General features: G+C 65.8%; 23 protein-coding genes. 20 read left to right on the top strand and 3 right to left on the bottom strand.

Annotation, left to right across the window (positions count from 1 at the left end):
* Positions 1 to 115: 115 nt before the first annotated feature.
* The 3 genes from QRN45_RS07620 to QRN45_RS07630 are packed head-to-tail and all read left to right on the top strand — an operon-like array spanning position 116 to position 1836.
* A complete protein-coding gene (locus QRN45_RS07620) occupies positions 116 to 316 on the top strand; it encodes a hypothetical protein (protein WP_078107243.1) in 201 nt (66 codons plus the stop codon).
* 57 nt (positions 317 to 373) lie between these two features.
* Complete coding sequence (locus QRN45_RS07625; RefSeq protein ID WP_284762873.1) at positions 374 to 1540, top strand: WD40/YVTN/BNR-like repeat-containing protein; 1167 nt, start codon at positions 374 to 376, stop codon at positions 1538 to 1540.
* An 8-nt stretch (positions 1541 to 1548) separates the two neighbouring features.
* Complete coding sequence (locus QRN45_RS07630) at positions 1549 to 1836, top strand: MoaD/ThiS family protein (RefSeq protein ID WP_078107129.1); 288 nt, start codon at positions 1549 to 1551, stop codon at positions 1834 to 1836.
* Between the two features lie 16 nt (positions 1837 to 1852).
* Here the strand turns inward: QRN45_RS07630 and QRN45_RS07635 are convergent, their stop codons facing one another.
* Entirely contained in the window at positions 1853 to 2089 is a 237-nt protein-coding gene (locus QRN45_RS07635) for a hypothetical protein (protein WP_078107130.1), read from the bottom strand.
* Positions 2090 to 2272: 183 nt separating this feature from the next.
* Positions 2273 to 3589 carry an MFS transporter gene (locus QRN45_RS07640; RefSeq protein WP_078107131.1) on the bottom strand — a complete coding sequence of 439 codons (1317 nt, stop codon included), beginning with the start codon at positions 3587 to 3589 and terminating at the stop codon, positions 2273 to 2275.
* Between the two features lie 207 nt (positions 3590 to 3796).
* Here QRN45_RS07640 and QRN45_RS07645 point away from each other — a divergent pair, with 207 nt between their 5' ends.
* From QRN45_RS07645 to QRN45_RS07710, 14 genes are all read left to right on the top strand, one after another.
* On the top strand, positions 3797 to 4567 hold the full coding sequence (locus tag QRN45_RS07645) for an IclR family transcriptional regulator (RefSeq protein ID WP_241707594.1): 771 nt from the start codon (positions 3797 to 3799) through the stop codon (positions 4565 to 4567).
* Positions 4568 to 4725: 158 nt separating this feature from the next.
* The gene (locus QRN45_RS07650; protein WP_241707593.1) at positions 4726 to 5649 is read left to right on the top strand and encodes a shikimate dehydrogenase; all 924 of its coding nucleotides are present in this window, start codon (positions 4726 to 4728) and stop codon (positions 5647 to 5649) included.
* Complete coding sequence (locus tag QRN45_RS07655; RefSeq protein WP_241707592.1) at positions 5649 to 7565, top strand: bifunctional sugar phosphate isomerase/epimerase/4-hydroxyphenylpyruvate dioxygenase family protein; 1917 nt, start codon at positions 5649 to 5651, stop codon at positions 7563 to 7565. The genes QRN45_RS07650 and QRN45_RS07655 overlap by 1 nt, the downstream gene beginning before the upstream one ends.
* A 54-nt stretch (positions 7566 to 7619) precedes the next feature.
* A complete protein-coding gene (pcaH, locus tag QRN45_RS07660; protein WP_241707702.1) occupies positions 7620 to 8492 on the top strand; it encodes a protocatechuate 3,4-dioxygenase subunit beta in 873 nt (290 codons plus the stop codon).
* A gap of 3 nt (positions 8493 to 8495) precedes the next feature.
* On the top strand, positions 8496 to 9071 hold the full coding sequence (gene pcaG, locus QRN45_RS07665) for a protocatechuate 3,4-dioxygenase subunit alpha (RefSeq protein ID WP_241707591.1): 576 nt from the start codon (positions 8496 to 8498) through the stop codon (positions 9069 to 9071).
* The gene (locus QRN45_RS07670; protein ID WP_241707590.1) at positions 9068 to 10492 is read left to right on the top strand and encodes a lyase family protein; all 1425 of its coding nucleotides are present in this window, start codon (positions 9068 to 9070) and stop codon (positions 10490 to 10492) included. The genes pcaG and QRN45_RS07670 overlap by 4 nt, the downstream gene beginning before the upstream one ends.
* Positions 10485 to 11300 carry an alpha/beta fold hydrolase gene (locus tag QRN45_RS07675; protein WP_241707589.1) on the top strand — a complete coding sequence of 272 codons (816 nt, stop codon included), beginning with the start codon at positions 10485 to 10487 and terminating at the stop codon, positions 11298 to 11300. Before QRN45_RS07670 ends, QRN45_RS07675 begins: the two co-directional genes overlap by 8 nt.
* Complete coding sequence (gene pcaC, locus QRN45_RS07680; protein WP_241707588.1) at positions 11297 to 11743, top strand: 4-carboxymuconolactone decarboxylase; 447 nt, start codon at positions 11297 to 11299, stop codon at positions 11741 to 11743. Before QRN45_RS07675 ends, pcaC begins: the two co-directional genes overlap by 4 nt.
* A gap of 82 nt (positions 11744 to 11825) precedes the next feature.
* Positions 11826 to 13055: a thiolase family protein gene (locus QRN45_RS07685; protein ID WP_241707587.1), complete on the top strand. Its 1230-nt coding sequence runs from the start codon at positions 11826 to 11828 to the stop codon at positions 13053 to 13055.
* A gap of 5 nt (positions 13056 to 13060) precedes the next feature.
* On the top strand, positions 13061 to 13720 hold the full coding sequence (locus QRN45_RS07690; RefSeq protein ID WP_241707586.1) for a 3-oxoacid CoA-transferase subunit A: 660 nt from the start codon (positions 13061 to 13063) through the stop codon (positions 13718 to 13720).
* A gap of 1 nt (position 13721) precedes the next feature.
* A complete protein-coding gene (locus QRN45_RS07695) occupies positions 13722 to 14408 on the top strand; it encodes a 3-oxoacid CoA-transferase subunit B (protein ID WP_241707585.1) in 687 nt (228 codons plus the stop codon).
* Positions 14409 to 14431: 23 nt separating this feature from the next.
* Positions 14432 to 15256 carry an IclR family transcriptional regulator domain-containing protein gene (locus tag QRN45_RS07700; protein WP_241707584.1) on the top strand — a complete coding sequence of 275 codons (825 nt, stop codon included), beginning with the start codon at positions 14432 to 14434 and terminating at the stop codon, positions 15254 to 15256.
* 62 nt (positions 15257 to 15318) lie between these two features.
* Positions 15319 to 15438, top strand: coding sequence for a DinB family protein (locus QRN45_RS07705; protein WP_241707583.1), 120 nt, complete (start codon positions 15319 to 15321; stop codon positions 15436 to 15438).
* A gap of 93 nt (positions 15439 to 15531) precedes the next feature.
* Positions 15532 to 17052: a glycosyltransferase family 39 protein gene (locus QRN45_RS07710; protein WP_241707582.1), complete on the top strand. Its 1521-nt coding sequence runs from the start codon at positions 15532 to 15534 to the stop codon at positions 17050 to 17052.
* A 10-nt stretch (positions 17053 to 17062) separates the two neighbouring features.
* On the opposite strand, the gene QRN45_RS07715 is transcribed toward QRN45_RS07710, so the two are convergent.
* Complete coding sequence (locus QRN45_RS07715; RefSeq protein WP_078107144.1) at positions 17063 to 17674, bottom strand: NADPH-dependent FMN reductase; 612 nt, start codon at positions 17672 to 17674, stop codon at positions 17063 to 17065.
* Positions 17675 to 17902: 228 nt separating this feature from the next.
* Between QRN45_RS07715 and QRN45_RS07720 the strand changes: the two genes are divergently transcribed.
* Genes QRN45_RS07720 through QRN45_RS07730 form a run of 3 tightly spaced genes read left to right on the top strand, consistent with a single transcriptional unit; the run spans position 17903 to position 20813 of the window.
* Positions 17903 to 19093 carry a Re/Si-specific NAD(P)(+) transhydrogenase subunit alpha gene (locus QRN45_RS07720; RefSeq protein ID WP_241707581.1) on the top strand — a complete coding sequence of 397 codons (1191 nt, stop codon included), beginning with the start codon at positions 17903 to 17905 and terminating at the stop codon, positions 19091 to 19093.
* The gene (locus QRN45_RS07725) at positions 19093 to 19434 is read left to right on the top strand and encodes an NAD(P) transhydrogenase subunit alpha part 2 (protein WP_241707580.1); all 342 of its coding nucleotides are present in this window, start codon (positions 19093 to 19095) and stop codon (positions 19432 to 19434) included. Before QRN45_RS07720 ends, QRN45_RS07725 begins: the two co-directional genes overlap by 1 nt.
* On the top strand, positions 19431 to 20813 hold the full coding sequence (locus QRN45_RS07730) for an NAD(P)(+) transhydrogenase (Re/Si-specific) subunit beta (protein WP_241707579.1): 1383 nt from the start codon (positions 19431 to 19433) through the stop codon (positions 20811 to 20813). Before QRN45_RS07725 ends, QRN45_RS07730 begins: the two co-directional genes overlap by 4 nt.
* The last annotated feature ends 141 nt before the right edge of the window (positions 20814 to 20954 follow it).

Here is a 20954-nt window from a genome sequence, read left to right on the forward strand (position 1 = left end):
ATACTTATGAGGCAACGTATGCCCCTTCGCGGAGGTTTTTTACGAGTCAACTCGGCCCCTTGTAGAGCACCCGGCGCGGGCCTAGCGTTAACATGCACAGGAAGGGGTGGTCCACGTGGAGATCTTCATGTGGTGGCTGGACATAGACCTCAAGAGCAAGGAATGGTTGCGCGAAAACCTGCGTGCCGCGGAGCTTCCGCTGGAAGTCCTGCAGCGCATTGCCGATGTCGGCGGCCCGCGCCTTGAGGAGCTGGCTGGCGGGCTGAGCGACGCCGACTGGGACTTCATCGAGACGCAGTCCGAGTTCGTGGACTGAGGCGGTTTCCTAGACCGGTTCACAAAACCGTTGCGGCTCCCGGGCGGGGATGGTTGCATGGGGTGCATGGCTACCGCAGAGAGTTATGTCTTGGCGATCGGGACCAAAAAAGGGCTGTGGCTGGCGCGCAGCACAGACCGCAAGGAATGGTCCCTTTCCGGTCCGCACTTCCTCATGAGCGAGATCCCCAGCATCGGGATTGATACGCGCGGGGACAAACCCCGGATCATGGTGGGCGTGCGCTCCGAACACTGGGGCCCCACCGTGGCCCACTCCGATGACCTGGGCGCCACGTGGACAGAGCCCGAGCAAGGCGCCATCAAATTCCCGGAGGGCACCGATGCCGCTCTGGAAAGGATCTGGCAGATCTACCCCGATTCCGCCTCGCGCCCCGGCGTCGTCTGGGCCGGTTGTGAGCCGATCTCCGTCTGGAAGTCCACCGACGGCGGCGAGCACTTCGAGTTGAACCGCGGCCTGTGGGATCACCCGCATCGCAGCGAGTGGGGAGCGGGGTACGGCGGGGCTGCAGCCCATTCGATTGTCGTCAACCCTTCCGGGGAGAACGTCCACGTCGCCATGAGTACGGGGGGCGTCTACCGGTCGCTCGACGGCGGAGCTTCCTGGGAGGCCCGCAACAAGGGGATCTCGGCTCGCTTCATGCCCGATCCGAATCCCGAGTTCGGCCAGTGCGTGCACAAGATCGCTGCGGATGCCGCCGTCGAAGGCCGGTTGTATGCGCAAAACCACCACGGTGTGTACCGCACGGATGACAACGGTGAGAACTGGATCTCCATCGCCGACGGCCTCCCGGCGGATTTCGGCTTCGTCATGCTCACCCACCCGCGTCGCGAAGGCACCGCCTGGGTGATCCCGATCAAGGCCGATAGCGAGCGGATTCCGCCGGACGGCCGGCTTGCAGTGCATCGCACCGACGACGCCGGCGAGTCGTGGAAGCGCTTGGACGTGGGCCTCCCGGACCACGAATACAACGCCGTGCTCCGTGACGCAGCCGCGGTGGATTCTGCTGAACCCACCGGGGTGTACTTCGGAACGCGCGGCGGTTCGGTCTATGCCAGCGCCGACGAAGGCGAGTCCTTCATCGAAGTCGCCTCGCATCTGCCTGATGTCTTGTGCGTGCGGGCCGCGGTTGTCTCCGGCGTTGTTTCCCCGGATGTTGCGGCTAAATTCGCCGCTGCCGCCGCAGCTTCCGGCGTTCCCGCCTAGGACTGACCTTGCCCGATATCACTGTGCTGTTGCCCAGCGTTCTCCAGCCCCTCGCCGGCGGGCAGTCCTACCTGACTACGCCCGCCGACGGAGCTGTGACCGTGGAAAGCTTGCTTGATGCCGTGACCGGGAATTACCCGGTGCTGGCCCGGAGGCTCCGGGATGAAACCGGTTCGCTCCGCCGCTACGTGAATATTTACGTTAACGGCGAGGAGGTCCGGCGTCTGAAGGGTCTGGAAACTGAGGTTGCGGCCGGCCAGGAGGTCTTGATCATCCAGTCCGTGGCTGGCGGCTGAGCGGTTCGGGGCCAGGTCAGGCCACTCGCCAGACTGTGCACTCGTCGGTATTAATGGCCTTGCGCAGACCCGTCAGCTGATCCATGATCCAGACGACGCCGATGCCCGGGGCCGTTTCCTGGACGCGACCCCTGCGGATGACAACGTCATCGTAGGAGGGTCCGACGGAGAGGCGGGCTTCGATATGGTCGCCGCGGTGCAGCTGGTCAAGCGCGCGGATTCTTGTGGGGTGGGTTGATACTTCCTTCAACATGGTTGGCCTCCCTGGCTGGAGCTGCCAGCACTTGCCGGCTATTCCAGTGTGGCGGCCCAATGTTGCCGGGTGATTTCGGCCGGGTTAGCCGTGGGTAATACTTCCGTTAGCAAAAAAATCCATTGCCCACCCCCGGCCTAAACCGTTGGGTGGGCAATGGATCCACGGGGAATCGGGGGAGGGCTACTTCAGTCCGAGTTCCGCCGTCGGGGTCTTGAAGGATTCGCGCGCTGTCATCGCGGAGACCGCCGCGATCACGCAGATGACGCCGGTGAAGATGCTGATCTGGACCCAGCCGCCGGCCTTGGTGCCGCCCATCGCGGTGACGATGGTCGGGGCGAAGCCCGCCATGAGGAAGCCGATCTGCGTTCCGATGGCCAGGCCGGAGAAGCGGACCTTGGTGCTGAACATTTCGCCGTAAAAGGAGGGCCAGACTGCGTTTGCAGCGGCGTATCCGAGGGAGAAGTACACCACCGAGACCAGGAACATCAGGGGCACGTTTCCGGATTCGAGCGTCAAGAGGAACACGGGCGTCATGATGGCGCTGGCTACGGCGCCGTAGATGAAGACGGGCTTGCGGCCGATCCGGTCGGCCATCCTGCCGAATACCGGCTGGGTGCCGAGCGCGACGACGTTTGCCGCCACAACGAGCCACAGGGTGATGGTGCTGTTCACGTGGGCCACGTCCTTGGCGTAGGCGATGGCCAAGGTGCCGAAGACGGTGCTCACTGCGGAGATGAAGGCGCAGCAGACAACGCGCAGGACGTCGGCCCAGTGCAGCCGGAGGAGGTCGGCTACGGGAAGCTTGGCGATCTGGTTGTTCTTCTTGGCCTCGGCGAATGCCGGCGGCTCATGCAGGGTGCGGCGAATGAAGAACGCTACCAGGACCACCACGGCGCTGAGCCAGAACGGGATACGCCAGCCGATGCCGTACTTGATCTCGTCGGGGAGGGCGACGACGGGGATGAACACCAATGCTGCGAGGATCTGGCCACCCTGGGTTCCGGTGAGGGTCCAGGAAGTAAAGAAGGAACGGCGGTTGTCCGGAGCGTGTTCCAGCGTCATGGATGAGGCGCCTGCTTGTTCACCGGCGGCCGAGAGGCCCTGGCAGAGGCGTGCGAAGACCAGCAGCGCCGGCGCCCACCATCCAATGGCCTTGAAATCAGGAAGGCAGCCGATGATGAACGTGGCACCGCCCATGAGTACCAGGGTGAACATCAGCACGCGCTGGCGGCCGATGCGGTCGCCGAAGTGCCCCAGGATGATGGCTCCAACCGGCCTTGCCACGTACGCGAAGCCGAATGTCGCGAAGGACATGATGGCAGCGTTGGCGTCGGCGCTCGGGAAGAAGACATGCGGGAAAATCAATGCCGCGGCCGAACCGAAGATAAAGAAGTCGTAGTACTCGACGGCGCTACCGAGGAAGCTGGCGAGAGCGGCCTTCTTCGGCGTTCCCGCCGTGGCGGTGCCCGGCGTCGTAGACGGGATCGTGTGACTCATGGTGTTCCTTTGTGTGACGGCGATGTCGCATCTGGCTGAAATGTGCGTACCTGGAACGTCGGTGTAGGTCCGGCAGCGGCCTCACACTGTAGCCACATTGTGAGAGCTACTTGTGCGATACAGCAATGATGACTGTGAGCGCAGTCACTTGTCAAGATATTTACTCACCATCTAGATATAGCTCTCACGATGTGGCAATCTTTAGTTATGGATGTGAAGGAAGACACAAAGACCGACATGATCGGCAAGGCCCTGGGCCTCCTCGTATTGCTGGGCAATGAGCCGAAGGGGGCCAGCGCCTCCGAGCTCGCGCGCCAGGCGGAGCTGCCGTTCAGCACTACGTACCGGCTGCTCGGATCCCTGACCCGCGATGGATTCGTCGACTATGAGGCCGACGGCCGCCGCTACCACCTGGGACTTCGGGTCTTCCAGCTCGGTCAACGGGTATCAAACCATCACGGCTTCGCCGGCACCGCGCGTCCCATCCTGCAGCGCGTGACGGAAGGGACCGGCGAAGCGACCATCCTTTCCGTACGGGATGGCCACCACCACCTCACGGTCAACAAGGTGGACGGACCGCAGATGTTCCGGGTCACCAGCGATCCGGGGCATCTCGGAATGCTTCACACCACGGCCGTGGGCAAGGCGCTTGTTGCCTTCGCGGACGACGACGAGCGGCAGCAATTGGTGGAAGGGCTCGAGTTGGAGCCGCTGACGGAGTCCTCCATTACCGACCGCGACGCTTTCCGCTTGGAAATCGAGAAGGTCCGGCGCCAGGGCTACGCGGTCATGGACGAGGAAAACGAGGTGGGCATGCGCGCCGTCGCGGTCCCCGTCCTCAATTCCCAGGGCGTTGCCTTCGCTTCGCTTGCCACTGCAGTACCGGTTTTCCGGATGAGCGTGGAACAGCTCGTGGCAGTCGTTCCGCTCTTGAAGAGCGCGGCGTCCGAGCTCGCCGACCGCCTGCCGCAGCGATAATAGCCATCACTTTTGTTCGCGATAAGAACACTAGTGCAATATGTGAACAATTTGTGTAGTCTGATTCATACCGCCCGGCGGAGCAGCACGGCCTGGACGTCCCGAGGGACGCCAGGGAGCGCCATTCCACGGGTGCAGTTGTCAAAGGAGCAATGAGCATGAGCAACCGAGCTGAATCCTTCCTGGTGGGCCTGATCGGGGAAGGCGTATCGCCTTCGCTGACGCCGCCCATGCATGAGAGGGAGGCCGACGTCCAGGGGCTGCGCTACCTGTACCGGCCCATCGACCTGCTGGAGCTCTCCCTGCCCGGCTCCGCCGTCGGCGATCTGCTGACCGCAGCCTCCCGGCTTGGCTACAACGGACTCAACATCACGCATCCGTGCAAGCAACTGGTGCTGCCGTTCCTGGACGAAGTTTCCGAGGACGCCTGCCGGCTTGGCGCCGTGAATACCGTGCTGATCGAGGACGGCCGTTTCGTCGGCCACAACACGGACTTCTCCGGCTTCGGCTCTGCTTTGGCCAGCGGCCTTCCCGACGCCGGCCTGGAGCGAGTCGTCCAGCTCGGCGCCGGTGGTGCCGGCTCCGCCGTCGCCTATGCCCTCCTTTCCGCGGGGGTCAAAACGCTCGACCTTGTGGACGTTGACCCCGCACGCTGTGCCGAACGGGCGGCGGAACTCGCAGCCCTGTTCCCGGGCAGCACCATCACCGCGCGTACGACGGCGGAGCTCCCGCAACTCATGCCGCTGGCCGACGGCTTGGTGCACTGCACCCCGGTGGGCATGGCCGCTCATCCGGGCCTCCCACTGGACATGTCCCTCGTCGAATCCAGGCACTGGGTAGCCGACATCGTCTACAGGCCGATCGAGACCCGGCTGGTGCTCGAGGCCCGGGCCAAGGGTTGCCGCGTGCTCGACGGCGGACGCATGGCCGTGGGGCAGGCCGCCGACGCTTTCCGCATCTTCACCGGCCGCGACGCCGATCCGGAACGGATGCGGGCACATTTCCTGGAGCTGGTGGGCGCCGAGGAAGCCAAGGCTGAAGGGTCCAAGGCCGACAAGGCACTCGCCGGGGCGGGTCACTGATGCGCACGGGAATCGCGACCGTCTGCCTCTCCGGGACGCTCAAGGAAAAGATGCAGGCCTGTGCCATCGCGGGCTTCGACGGCATCGAGATCTTCGAACAGGACCTCGTCACCTCGCCGCTCAGCCCGGAGGACGTGCGGAAGATGGCAGCGGACCTCGGACTCGGCCTGGATCTCTACCAGCCGTTCCGCGACTTCGACAGCGTCTCCGAGGACATCCTGCAGGAAAACCTGCGCCGGGCGGACGCCAAATTCAGGCTCATGTCCCGCCTCGGCATGGACACCATCCTGGTGTGCACCAATGTGGGAACCGCCACGATCGACGACGACGACCTGCGGGCGGAGCAGCTCTCCCGCCTCGCGCAATTGGCCGGCGAACACGGCGTCAAAGTAGCGTACGAGGCCCTCGCCTGGGGCAAATACGTCAACGACTACGAACATGCGCACCGCTTGGTGGACACCGTGGACCACCCCAACCTGGGCACCTGCCTGGACTCCTTCCACATTCTTTCCCGCGACTGGGACACCGCTCCCATCGAGGCGATCAAGCCAGAAAAGATCTTCTTCGTCCAAGTGGCCGACGCGCCGAAACTCTCCATGGATGTCCTGTCATGGAGCCGCCACTACCGCGTGTTCCCGGGCGAAGGACAGTTCGAGCTGGCCAAGTTCATGGGCCACGTGGCCCGCGCGGGCTATTCCGGCCCGGTCTCGCTGGAGGTCTTCAACGACGTCTTCCGCCAATCCGATGTAGAGCGCACCGCCGTCGACGCGATGCGCTCGCTCATCTGGCTTGAGGAACAGAGCGCCAAATGGCTGGATGCGGCATCCCTCGTGCCCGCAGGCGCCGGCGGTGATTCGACCGCCAACGCTGCCGGCCGTCGTCGTTATCCCATGGAGCTGGCCACCCTTCCCAAGGTGGCCGAACCGGCCGGATTCAACTTCGCCGAGGTCAAGACCGATGAACCCGCACAGCTCGAGACGCTTCTGGGCCAGCTCGGCTTCGAATTCGATGGCCGGCACCGGACCAAGGACGTGCAGTTGTGGTCCATGGGGCAGGCACGCGTCATCATCAACGAACAAGCGCCGTCGCACAGCGAACCTGCCATCGCGGCGTTGGGGTTCGACGTCGACTCGCCCGTGATTGCCTCGGCCCGCGCCCAGCAACTCAAGGCCCCCGTGGTGCCGCGCAAGGTCCAGGCGGACGAGGAAGTTTTCCAAGGCATCGCCGCCCCGGATTCCACCGAGATCTTCCTCTGCCAGGGCAGCCCGGATGGCACCGCAGCATGGACCCGCGAATTCGGCGAAGGGCTCGAGCACCCTTCTGCGGGAGCGCAAGCGGTGATCGACCACGTAAACCTCGCCCAGCCCTGGCAGCACTTCGACGAAGCCGTCCTCTTCTACACGAGTGCCCTTGCCTTGGAACCTCAGCCGTTCGCCGAGGTGCCGAGCCCCAGTGGCCTGGTGCGCTCGCAGGTCATGCAGACTTCCGACCGTGCCGTGCGCCTGGTGCTGAACCTGGCTCCAGTCATCCAGCAGGAAGCTGGCCAGCAGGGCAGCGGCGCCCGCAAGAGCTACCAGGAACACATCGCCTTCGCGGTGGACGACCTCGTGGCCACGGCCCGGGCGGCGAAGGCACGGGGGCTCGACTTCCTCCGGATACCGGCCAACTACTACGAGGACCTGGATGCGCGCTTCGCCCTGGATCCTGCCTTCCTCGCCACCCTCAAGGAACTGAACCTTCTCTACGACAGGGACGCCAACGGTGAATTCCTCCACTTCTACACCGCCACGGTGGGCAGCGTGTTCTTCGAAATGGTGGAACGCCGCGGCGGCTACGACGGCTACGGCGCCCCCAACGCCCCCGTGCGGCACGCCGTCCAGTACGACTCGCTTCACGCCCACCACGTGCAGCGCTAAGCAGAAACACCAGCAGGAACCAGGAAAGCAACCCCCCGAAAGGAGCCGGCCGTGCTGCTAGACGCAAATGCCGGGCACTACCAAGACGACGAGCTCGTACCGGCGGCCGAACCGCATGCCGGGCACGCCCCGTTGGACGCCGCAGCCGAAACCCAGGCGGATCTCAGCGCCGAGATCAAAGCCATCGGCGAAGCGTACGCCCAGGCGCTCAAAGGCGGTGCCGCTCCGGAGACCCAGCCCCGGCTGGACTTCGCACCGTACCGCAGCAGCATCCTGCGCCACCCCACCAAGAGCCTGCACCACGCGGACCCGGAGACCATCGAGCTGTACTCGCCGGCGTTCGGGCACCAGGACGTGCACGCCTTGGAATCCGACCTCACCATCCAGCACAACGGCGAGCCCCAGGGAGAGCGGATCATCGTCCAGGGCAAAGTGCTCGACGGCGACGGCCGCCCGGTTGCCGGCCAGCTCGTGGAGATCTGGCAGGCCAACGCTGCCGGCCGCTACATCCACAAGCGCGACCAGCACCCCGCCCCGCTCGACCCGAACTTCACCGGCGTCGGGCGCTGCATCACCGGACCGGACGGTTCCTATCGCTTCACCACCATCAAGCCCGGCGCCTACCCGTGGAAGAACCACCTCAACGCCTGGCGACCGGCGCACATCCACTTCTCGCTGTTCGGCACGGACTTCACGCAGCGCATCGTCACCCAGATGTACTTCCCGGGTGACCAGCTGTTCCCGCTGGACCCTATTTACCAATCGATCGTGGACCAGGACGCCCGCGACCGCCTCGTGGCCAAGTACGACCACGAGTTGACGAGCCCCGAATGGGCCCTCGGCTACAACTGGGACATTGTCCTGAGCGGGTCGAGGCGGACCTGGACCGAAAACGAAGCCTTTGGCGACGCCGGGGATGAGGAGTAGGACATGAGCAAGCTGACACCCACACCCGGCCAGACCGTCGGCCCGTTCTACGGCTACGCCCTTCCCTTCACCAAGGACAACGAGCTTCTCGCCCCGGGCAGTCCCGGAAGCATCCGCCTGCAAGGCACCGTGTACGACGGCGCCGGCGAAGCCATCCCGGACGCCATCCTGGAGATCTGGCAGGCCGACTCCGAAGGCAACGTGGTCCAGCGCACGGGCTCCCTGGTCCGTGACGGCTACACCTTCACCGGCTGGGGCCGTGCCGCAGTCGGCAACTCCGGCGTCTTCACCTTCACCACGGTCAACCCCGGCCCCACTGAACCGGGGGCGGCGCCGTTCATTTCCGTCGCCGTCTTTGCCCGCGGCCTCATGAACCGCCTGTTCACGCGCATCTACTTGCCGGAGAACGAGGAAGCGCTCGCTGCCGATCCGCTGCTCAGCTCCCTCGATCCCGAGCGCCGCAGCACCCTGATCGCGCGCCGCGACGCAGACGGCGGACTCACCTGGGACCTGCGCCTGCAGGGCGGGAATGAGACCGTCTTTCTCGACTTCGAGCGCTTCGAAGGCGCCTCCCAATGAGCGGGGACGGCGATTTCGGGCTGCTCAGCCCGGTGTCGGCGTCGCCCGCCGTGGTGGCGCTGACGGGTGACCGTGCGGTGATCGCGGCCATCCTCGACGTCGAGGCCGCCTGGGCATCCGTGCTCGAAGAGGCCGGATTCGCGCCCGCCGGTTCTGCCGCCGTCGTCACCGAAGCCGCGGAATCCTGGGCCTACGATGCCGCTTCCATCGCCGAACGCGCTCAAGGCGGCGCCAACCCGGTCATTCCGCTGCTTGCCGACCTCCGCGGCAGGGTCAGAGGACTGGACGCTAGCGCGCTCGCCGCCGTGCACACGTCCCTGACCAGCCAAGACGTCCTGGATTCGGCCCTGATGCTGCTCGCGCACCGCGTGGTTTCAGCGCTTCTCGCCGAAGCAAAAGGTACGACGACGGCGCTCGCCGCCCTTGCGGAGCAGCATGCGGACACGCTGTGCGTGGGCAGGAGCCTGACGCAGCACGCGCTTCCGTCCACCTTCGGGCTCAAGGCGGCGCAATGGTTCCACGGAGTGGCCGCCGCGGCGGGCCGCCTTGAATCCCTGGAGTTGCCGGTTCAGTTCGGCGGCGCCGCCGGCACCCTGGCTGCCGGTACCGTACTCACGGAAGGCTCGTCGTCGAGCCCCTTTGACTTGGCCGATGCCTTGGCCGGGAAGCTGGGCTTGGCTCCCGCTCCTGCGCCGTGGCACACCAACCGCCTTGCCGTCACCGCGCTTGGCGACTCCTTGGCTTCGCTGACGGATTCCTTCGGCAAGATCGCCTCGGACCTGCTATTCCTCAGCCGCCCCGAGGTTGCAGAACTGGGTGAACCCCAGGCCGCGGGCCGCGGCGTTTCTTCGGCCATGCCGCAAAAGCAGAACCCGGTGCTCTCAGTGCTGATCCGCAGCGCGGCGCTCCAGGCTCCTGGCTTGGCGGCCCAGCTTCACGTGGCAGCCGCGAACTTCAACGACGAGCGCCCGGACGGCGCCTGGCATAGCGAATGGCAGGCCTTGAGGAGCTTGCTGCGGCTCGCCCTCGGTGCCGCCGCCCAGCTGCGCGAGCTCGCCGAAGGACTCCGGGTCTTCCCCGAGGCGATGCGCCGCAACCTGGAAATTTCCGGGCCATTGCTGCTGAGCGAAGCCGTTGCATCGTCTGTTGCCCCGCTCCTCGGCGCGGACAGGAGTGAAGCGAAGGCCAAGCTGCAAGCCGTCGTTGACGAGACGCTCCGGGCACCTGCAGCGGAGCAGCCCCGGATCTATACCAAGCTCCTCCGCGAAGTAGTCCCGGCCAGCAAGCTGTCCGACGAGGAACTGGAGGACCTTCTTGACCCGGCGAACTACATCGGTGAGGCTGCCGAGATCAGCCGCCGCATCCTTGCCGCGTACCCCGAATTCGCGCACACCAACCCGAAGGGAGCCGATCGTGGCTAAGCCCAACGTCAAGGCGGTGCTGCTGTCCCCGCAGCGCACCCTCGGGGAGAAGCCGCTCCTGGTGGTGGGGCCCTCGCTCGGAACGTCCACCGTCCTGTGGACCGAGACGGCAGCCCTGCTCGGTGACGAGTTCGACGTTGTCGGCTGGGACCTTCCCGGCCACGGCGTCTCGCCAGCGGCCTCCGAAACGTTCAGCGTCGCCGAGCTGGCAGACGCGGTGGTTGACCTGGTGGATTCGATCGTGCCGGGCGCCGTGTTCCACTACGCCGGGGACTCCCTGGGCGGTGCCACCGGACTGCAATTGGCCATCAAACACGGTGAACGGCTCAAGTCCTTGTCCGTGCAGTGCACCGGAGCGAAGCTCGGTACACCGGAGGGGTGGCTGGAACGCGCCGAAACCGTCCGTGCGCAAGGTACCGCGGTGATGATCCAGGGTTCCGCGCAGCGCTGGTTCGCTCCCGGTTTCATGGATCGCCAGCCCGTGGTCAGCAGCCGCCTGCTGCATGCCCTGCGGGACGCCGACCGCTTCAGCTACGCCTTCTGCTGCGAGGCCCTCGCCGGATTCGATGTCCGCTCCCAACTCGGCGGCATCACCGTCCCCACGCAGGCCCTGGCGGGCGTCGAGGACACTGTTGCGCCGCCGTCGTGCGCTGAAGAAATTGTCGCGGGCATCAACTCCAGATTCAACACAGGCGGCGGCAGCGCAGTTGCTGTGGCGCTCGACGGCGTCGGGCACCTCGCGCCCGCGGAGGCGCCCGCCGTCGTCGCGGACCTCATGCGGACTTTCATGAAGGAGGCCGGACAATGAGCACTGATTCTTCGCAAGGCGCGGTTCAGCGTGACGCCACCTCGCAGGAAATCCACGACGCCGGCATGGTGGTCCGCCGCGAAGTACTAGGCGATGCGCACGTGGACCGAGCGAACGCTGCCAAAGACGAATTCACTGGTGACTTCCAGGACATGATCACCCGCATCGCCTGGGGTGGCATCTGGACCCGGCCCGGCCTGACGCGGCAAATGCGCTCCGCCGTCACCATCACCGCGATGGTGGCGCACGGGCACTGGGAAGAACTGGCCATGCACATCCGCGCGGCCATCACGAACGGGCTGAGCAGGGACGAGATCAAGGAAATCCTGCTGCAGACCGCCATCTATTGCGGAGTTCCCTCCGCCAACACAGCATTCAAGACCGCGCAGGGTGTTTTCGCGGACCTCGACGCGACCCCCGAAGCCCCCGCCCCACCCAACTGACTCGCATTAGATGTCGTTTTGAGCCCTCATAACGACATTAACTGCGAGCTAGTTGGGACTACAGAAAATTAGAGGAGACCCCATGAACCAGGCGTATGTGTACGACGCCGTGCGCACACCTTTTGGAAAATTCGGCTCGGGCCTTGCCGGGGTCCGTCCGGATGACCTCGCGGCCCACGTGGTGCGCGAAGCCGTCAAGCGCGCCCCCGCTTTGGATGTTGAGCGGATCGACGAAGTGGTGTTCGGCAACGCCAACGGCGCCGGCGAGGAGAACCGGAACGTCGCCCGCATGGCCACGCTGCTCGCAGGGCTCCCGACGTCGATCCCCGGCACCACGGTCAACCGGCTGTGCGGTTCGTCCCTCGACGCGGCGATCATCGCTTCCCGTCAGATCAACGCCGGCGACGCCGAATTGGTCCTGGTGGGCGGTGCCGAGTCCATGTCCCGCGCACCCTGGGTGCTGCCCAAGACCTCCAAGCCGTACCCGGCCGGTGACATGACCCTGGCTTCCACCACCCTGGGATGGCGTCTGGTGAACCCGGCCATGCCCAAGGACTGGACCATTTCCCTGGGCGAGGCCACGGAACGCCTGCGTGAGAAGTACGGGATCACCCGGGAGCGGCAGGACGAGTTTGCCGCGGCCTCGCACAACCTCGCCGCCGCGGCGTGGGACGAAGGCTTCTACGACCAGCTGGTGACCCAGGTTCCGGGCACCGAGCTGGTCCGTGACGAAGGCATCCGCGCGGGCTCGACGGCGGAGAAGCTCGCCGGCCTCAAGACCGTGTTCCGTCCCGAATCCCCGGACGCCGCCGCAGGTAAGACAACAGGCGGAACGGTCACCGCGGGGAACGCTTCGCCGCTGTCCGACGGCGCCTCCGCGGCCTGGATCGGCAGCGACAACGCCACCGGGCTGCTCGGGCTGGAGCCGCTCGCCCGGATCGCCGGCCGCGGCGCGCACGGAAACGATCCCCAGTTCTTCGGCTACGCCCCGGTTGAGGCTGCCAACAAGGCACTCGCGAAGGCGGCCATCGGCTGGGAGCAGGTGGGCGCCGTCGAACTCAACGAAGCCTTCGCCGCGCAGTCCCTGGCCTGCATCGATGCGTGGGGCATCGATCCGTCCATCGTGAACCGGCATGGTGGCGCGATCGCGATGGGGCACCCGTTGGGCGCCTCCGGCACGCGCATCCTGGGCACCCTGGCTCGCAGTCTGGAGGCCTCCGGTGAGCGCTGGGGCGTCGCGGCGATCTGCATCGGCGTCGGACAAGGACTGGCCGTGGTGCTGGAGAACGTCACCGCCGGAGTGAAGGGCTAGAGGACATGCTGACATTCATTGACACCGTCGGCGAAGCAATCGCGGGCATCAAGGACGGCTCCACCGTCATGATCGGGGGCTTCGGGAACGCGGGCCAGCCGTTCGAACTCATCGACGCGCTGCTCGAATCCGGCGCTACGGACCTCACTGTGGTGAACAACAACGCCGGCCAGGCCGACCAGGGCCTGGCGCTGCTCATCAAGGAAGGACGGGTCCGGAAGATGATTTGCTCCTTCCCGCGGCAGTCCGATTCCTGGCACTTCGACGCCAAGTACAAGGCCGGGGAAATTGAACTGGAACTCGTCCCGCAGGGAAACCTGGCCGAGCGCATCCGTGCCGCCGGGGCCGGCATCGGCGGGTTCTTCACTCCCACCGGCTACGGCACCATGCTCGCCGAAGGCAAGGAAACCCGCTTGCTGGACGGAAAATGGCAGGTATTCGAGACGCCCATCCACGCCGACGTCGCGCTCATCAAGGCGCTCAAGGCCGACGGCAAGGGCAACCTTGTCTACCGCAAGACCGCCCGTAACTTCGGCCCCATCATGGCCGCCGCGGCCAAGCAGACCATCGTCCAGGTGTCCGAGATCGTCCCGACCGGCGCCCTGGACCCGGAGAACGTCGTGACTCCCGGGATCTACGTCAACAGCATCGTGAAGGTGGCCTGACATGAGCATCCAAAACTCAACAACACCCCTCGGCCGCGACGATCTCGCGCGGCTCGTGGCGCGGGACATCGTGCCGGGTTCGTTCGTGAACCTCGGCATCGGGCAGCCCACGCTGGTCTCCAACTACCTCTCGGAAGAGCAGAACATCACGCTCCACACGGAGAACGGGATGCTCGGGATGGGCCCGGAGGCCAAGGACGAGGAGATCGACGGCGACCTCATCAACGCCGGCAAGATCCCCGTCACGGAACTCCCCGGCGCCTCGTATTTCCACCACGCCGATTCCTTCGCTATCATGCGCGGCGGCCATCTGGATATCTGCGTGCTCGGCGCTTTCCAAGTCTCCGCCACGGGTGACCTCGCCAACTGGCACACCGGAGCACCGGACGCTATCCCGGCCGTCGGCGGGGCGATGGACCTGGCCACCGGCGCGAAGGACGTGTTTGTGATGATGACACTCCTGACCCGCGAGGGTGTGTCCAAACTCGTCGGCACCTGCAGCTACCCGCTGACGGGCGTGGGCTGCGTGACCCGCGTGTACACGGACAAAGCCGTCTTCTTGATAGGGCCCGACGGCGTGACCGTGCGTGAGACGTTCGGCTGCACCTTCGAGGAACTCCAGGCCCTGGTGCCGGTCCGGCTGGTGCCGTTCGACGAGAAGGCGGCGGGCGCCGTCGTCGGCGTCTAAACGCGCCAATAAGATTGGTAACCATGACCGACGCAGCAGTAGCCGGAGTGCCGCACGCAGGTGCTCCCCAAGCGAGTGACCAGTACGTGCAGTCGCTGGCACGCGGCTTGTCCGTGATCCGTGCGTTCGACGCGGCCAACCCCGTCATGACGCTCAGCGAGGTGGCGGCGCGCACAAACCTGACGCGTGCCACGGCCCGACGGTTCCTGCATACGCTGGTGGAGCTGGGCTATGTGCGCACCGACGGCAAGACTTTCGCGCTCACGGCGATGGTGCTGCAGCTTGGCTATTCGTACTTGTCGGCGTTGTCACTGCCCCAGCTCGCGCAGCCGCACCTTGAGGAGTTGTCGCTGAAGCTGGGGGAGTCGACGTCGGCCGCGGTGCTGGATGGAGCGGACATCTTCTACGTGGCCCGCGTGACCACGCGCCGGATCATGACGGTGGGGATCTCGGTGGGCACCCGCTTCCCGGCCTACGCCACATCCATGGGCAGGGTGCTTCTGGCCGGGCTGCCGCAGCAGAAACTGGACCAATATTTGGCCGACGTGGAGTTCAAGGCCTTGACGCCGCGGACCATCACGTCCCGCGAAGAGTTGGTTGCCGAGCTGGACCGGGTGCGAAATCAGGGCTGGTGCCTCCTGGACCAGGAGCTGGAACTCGGGCTCATGTCCATCGCTGCGCCGGTGTGGAACCACAATGCCGGACATGTGGCTGCGGCGGTCAACGTCTCGCTCCAAGCCCAAAACGTTGCTGCGCAGCCAGACCCCCAGGCGTACCTCGAATCGGTCCGGGAGCAGATCGTCGGAACTGCCCAGGCGATATCGCAGGATGTCTCGGCGAAGCATTAGCGTTTAGGGTCGTTGCCACGGCGCGTTGCGGCGCGTAGGCCCACGGCCCATGACCGACGTGGATGAGCAAGACTGTGGCTCCGACGTCGATGACCCTCGGCGGGCTGATCAAGCACTTGGCCTATGTCGAGGAGGACACAACGGCCACCCCGACCTGCTCCGGGATTCTGCGGATGGGCTGAGGGGGGAGTAGGCGGGGACGCGATAGTCGTCAGGCGAGCCCGGAACCAGCACGTTAGAGTGGTTTGGAGCGCTATACCGTCCTGAGGAGTCCCATGTCTGACCTGGCGTTGGAGAGCCGCCGGGTTCGGCGGCGATTCCCTCCCCGGCTGGATCCCTTGTTCTCTGGACTGTTCGGTTTTCTACTGTCCTTCGCCGGAAGCTGGATCCCATCGATTTGGAGGGACGAGGCTGCCACCGCCTATGTGGCCAACCATTCGAGTCAGGAACTGTTTGCCATCGTAGGGCGCATCGACGGCGTCTTCGGGCTGTACTACTGGCTCATGCATGGCTGGTTGAGCCTTGTGGGGACTAACCCGTTGACCTTGCGGTTTCCGAGCGCCGTTGCTGTCGGCGTCGGCGTGGCCGCCGTGGTCGCGATCGGGTCCCGGCTGCACAGCCGCTGGCTGGGCCTTGCCGCCGGCTTGGCATTCGCCGTGCTGCCGAGGATGACCGCGATGGGAATCGAGGCCCGTTCCTATGCGATGTGCGCGGCGATGGTTGCCGTTCTTGGCTGGCTGATGTTGCTCCTGACGGAACGCGCCCGGATCCTCAGCGCTGTGCCCTACGTTGTGGTGGGCGTCATTGCCGTGTATCTGCACATGTATGCCGTGCTCGCGGTCGGATCGCTGTGGCTGTCCGGCATGCTTTTGTCCCGAACGCGGCGGTCAAGGATCGTCCTGAGCGTGGCAACTGCCGGGATATTCGCCGTGACCGTCCCCCTGTTCCTGCTTGCCCGCACCCAAGCGGCAGCTCAGATCAGCTGGATCAACACCACTCCGGCCCAAATGTTTGCCCAAGTCTTCGTGGAGCAATTCTTCCCTTACAAGACCGTGGTGCGCTTCACGACGCCGGACCAGGAATGGGTGCGATCGCTCGCCGTCGTGCTGGCCGGAATCGCCTGGATACTCGTTGCCGCCTTGCTGGTCACGGGATGGAAGCGGTATCGCCGGGCATTGCTCTTCGCGGTGCCGGGCGTCGTCCTGCCGACAGTCGCGGTGTTCGTCTACTCCTTCCTGGTCTCACCGGCATACACGCCGAAGTACTTGATTTCCACGGTTCCCGCCTTTGCGATCCTGCTCGCATGTGCCCTCGGGAACCTGCCGCGGGTCTGGCCTAAAGTCACGGCGGTGGTGCTTCTGGCAGGGATTGCCGCCCCGATCTACGTTTCGCAACGGCAGCCCAACGGGAAGTTCGTCGTCGACGATTTCTCCTTCATCGCCGGGACCATCGACGGCCACAGCACAACGGGAGATGGGATTCTCTTCGACGACAGCCCGGGAGACCCGATCGAATCCGGACGCAACGCGCTCTCCGGCTACCCGGCGTCGTTCCGCAACGTCCGGGACATCGCAGCAGTGACCGGACCCGAACGATTGACCTCCCCGTGGTCACTCCAGCTCCCGTTCGATGCGGTGCAGGATCAGGTCGCCAGAACGTCCAGGGTGTGGCTGGTCACCACGCCCCAAAAGAAGGCCGACGCCGGCGCTGACGCCGCCAAGCTGACGCGCCTCGGCTTCCACCAAGCCAGCCAGTTCGCCGGTCCCACCCACGAGGTCATTCTCTGGACGCGCTGAGGCTGTAACGCTACCGCGTCAGCTTGGCGTGGTCCGGATGGTGGTCGCCGATGTGCCCCGGGGCGTTGGCAGCCAAGACGCGCTCAACAAACGCACAGTATTCCTCCACATAGTGGCGCAGGATGGATGCCGTGCCTTCGTCCCTGACCGATCCGTCCTCGTTGTAGGCCGTGCGATCGAATTTGATGTAGGCCTCCGGGGCGTTCAGCTGGGGTGCGTCGAGGAAGCTCAGGACGCTGCGCATGGACGCCTGCATCACGGCCGTGCCGATGCTGCCGGGAGACGTTCCGATGATGCCCGTTGGCTTGCGCGCGAAGGAATTGGTTCCCCAGGGCCGGGATCCCCAGTCGATGGCGTTCTTCAGGGCGCCGGGGACGGAGCGGTTGTACTCCGGCGAGATGAACAGGATGCCGTCCGACGCCGCGATCGCGTCCTTGAGGGCCCGGCCGGCAGGCGGGTAGTCGGCGTCGTAGTCCGGGCTGTACAGGGGCAGGTCCTTGATAGGAATCTCGGTGAATTCGAGCTCTTCCGGCGCCACGCTGATGAGCGCCTTGGACAGGACCCTGTTGATGGAGCGGCTTGAAAGGCTGCCGACGAAGTATCCGATCTTGTACGTGGCCATGGCAATGTTCCTTCCCGACGGCGCGGCCGGAACCGGCTCATCGACGGTGCGGTAACTGGAGGCTCCCAGCCCACAGCGAGCTTATTAGAGCAGCCCGGAGATGGGAATGGCCGGCCGCTGAGGCCTCCCCACTCCCGCCCGGGCCTTCCGCGTCCTAGACTCAAGCCAACAACGGCTCAGGGCAATGATGTTCAGAAGGACAACGGGGTTTCGGAAAAGGGAGCGCGGGTGAAACTTGGCATAGCTCGGGAACGCCTGGACGGTGAGCGGCGTGTGGCTGCGACGCCGGAGACTGTCACGCAGTTGGCCGGACTCGGCCTGGAAGTCGTCGTCGAAAGCGGAGCGGGAACGGCCGCGGGGCACAGCGACGAGCACTACCGGAAGGCAGGCGCCCTCATCGTCCCCGCCCTGGATCTGGCCAAACTGGATGTCTTCGCGCACGTCCGCCCCCTCGAACCCACGACGGCGGCTGCGCTGCGGCGGGGCGCCGTCACTGTAGGCCTGGCCTCGCCGTCGTCGGAACTTCCTACCGTCCGCGCGCTCGCCGATGCGGGTGTGACTTCCTTCGCCCTTGAGTTGGTGCCGCGCATTTCCCGGGCACAATCCATGGACGCGCTCACGTCCCAGGCGCTCGTGGCCGGGTACCGCTGCGTGCTCGAGGCGGCAATGCGCCTCCCGCGCTTCTTCCCGCTCTATATGACGGCCGCGGGAACCATTCCCCCGGCCCGCGTGCTGGTGCTCGGTGCGGGCGTGGCAGGACTGCAGGCCATCGGCACCGCGAAGCGGCTGGGCGCACGGGTCTCCGCCAACGACATCCGGCCGGCCTCGGCGGACGAGGTCGCGTCCATGGGCGGCACCTTCATCAAGCTCGACGTCGAGACGGCCGAATCGTCCGGCGGCTACGCGCGCGAGCTCAGCGCCGACCGCGGTGCCCTGCAGCGTGAGCTGCTCGCCCCGCACGTGGCCCAAGCGGACGTGCTCATCACGACGGCGGCGGTCCCCGGGCGGCGGGCCCCCCTCCTGGTGAGCCGCGAGATGGTCCAGCACATGCGCCCGGGCTCGGTGGTGGTGGACCTCGCCGCGGAATCCGGCGGCAACGTGGAAGGCTCGGTGCCGGGCCTGGATCTTCAAATCCCGACGGCGGACGGCCAGGGCGCAGTCACTCTCGTGGGGATGAAGGATGCCGCCTCCGCCATGCCCGCGGACGCATCGCGCCTCTACGCGAAGAACGTCGCGAACCTGCTGGCACTGATGACGTGTGACGGCGCCGTCGTCCCCGACTTCGGTGATGAGGTGGTGGCGGGTGCGTGCCTGACGCACGACGGCGAGGTGCGGCACGGTCCGACGGCGGAGGCCCTTGCGGCGCTCTCCGCCGAGACGGCGGAACCTGTCAGCACCGCCAACGAGGGGGTTTCCTGATGGACGGCATCGCCCTGCTCACTATCACCGTCCTGGCCGTCTTCGTTGGCTTCGAAGTGGTCTCCAAGGTTTCCAGCACGCTGCACACCCCCTTGATGTCAGGGGCCAACGCCATCCACGGAATCATCCTGGTGGGGGCGATCATCGTCGCCGGTCAGGCCTCGGATCCGTGGGTCCTCGCGGTGGCGTTGCTCGCCGTCGTCCTCGCCACCGCCAACCTGGTGGGCGGCTTTGTGGTGACGGACCGCATGCTGGAGATGTTCCGCGGCCGTCAACGCGTGGCACCGCCCGGAGGTAAGGCCGGGCCCGTAGAGGCTGAGTCGAAGGAGCGCACGCGATGACCCTCATCGACCCGGTGTGGACCTCGCTTCTCTACCTCGCGGCTGCCGTGTGCTTCATCCTCGCCCTCAAGGGACTCAACTCCCCGCGAACCGCCCGGCGGGGCAACCTCGTGGGCGCATTCGGTGCGGCGCTCGCCGTCGCCACGGTGTTCATGTCCGTCAAAATGGACAATGTTCCCTGGATCGTGGGCGCAATGGTGGTTGGTTCGGGCGTGGCCGCGCCGGTCGCGCGGCAGGTCAAGATGACCCAGATGCCGCAGCTCGTGGCGCTGTTCAACGGCGTGGGCGGCGGCGCCGCGGCGCTTGTTGCGCTTCTGGAACTCGCGCACACTGGCGACCGCTGGGTGCGCGTGGCCATTGTCTTCACGCTGCTGGTGGGGGCGGTGTCGTTCGCAGGTTCCGCCATCACTTTTTCCAAACTGCAGGAGCTCATGACCACCCGTCCGGTGGTGTTCGCCGGCCTGCCGACCCTCATGGGGGCGGTGCTGCTCGCGGCGGTGGGTGCCGCCGTCGCCGTCGTTTTCAGCGGCTCCCTCGCGCTCGCGCTGCTGCTCTTGGTGCTGGGGTTGGCGGCAGGCGTCCTGCTGGTATTGCCGGTGGGCGGCGCGGACGTGCCGATCGTCATCTCGCTGCTGAATGCCTTCACGGGCCTGGCCGTGGCTGCCTCGGGCCTGGTGCTTGGCAATGTGCTCTTGGTGGTGGCCGGCACCTTGGTGGGCGCCTCGGGCACCATCCTCACGAGGGCCATGGCGGCGGCCATGGGCCGCAGTGTTGCGGGTATCCTCTTTGGCGCGTTCAAGGGAGGCTCGACGGCGGGCTCGACGGCGGTGAGCGATCGGCCCGTCCGCTCCTCCAGCCCGGAAGACGTGGCCGTGCTCCTTGGCTATGCACAACGGGTCATCATCGTTCCCGGTTACGGCCTTGCCGTGGCCCAGGGGCAGCACACGGCGGCGGAACTGGCCCTTGCCTTGGAGGCGAGGGGGATCGACGTGGATTTCGCGATCCACCCGGTGGCCGGCCGCATGCCCGGGCACATGAACGTCCTGCTTGCCGAAGCCAATGTGCCCTATGAGTCCCTCAAGGAAATGGGCGAAATCAACTCGGAATTCCGGACAGCCGACGTCGCGCTGGTGGTCGGCGCGAACGACGTCGTCAATCCCGCCGCGAAAACCACCGCAGGTTCGCCGATCTACGGCATGCCCATCCTCGAAGTGGCCGACGCGCGCCAAGTAGTCTTCCTGAAGCGCTCCATGCGGCCGGGATTCGCGGGAATCGAGAACGAACTCATGTACGAACCCCAGACCACACTGCTGTTTGGCGACGCCAAGGAATCCCTCATCAAGGTGTTGAGTGCGGTCAAGGCGCTCAAGCTTAGTTAACCAACTCGGGGGTGCCCGCGCGCCTCTCTGCCGCCGAATCAGGTGAGCACACTCAGGGTCGCGGCCCGCAGCTGCTGCCGGCCGGGTGAGCCCACTCAAGACGCGGCCGGATTCATCGCCCTATCATCGCCGAAGACCCAG

It is taken from the genome of Arthrobacter sp. efr-133-R2A-63 (genome assembly GCF_030209795.1).
Taxonomy (GTDB): Bacteria; Actinomycetota; Actinomycetes; order Actinomycetales; family Micrococcaceae; genus Arthrobacter; species Arthrobacter bambusae_A.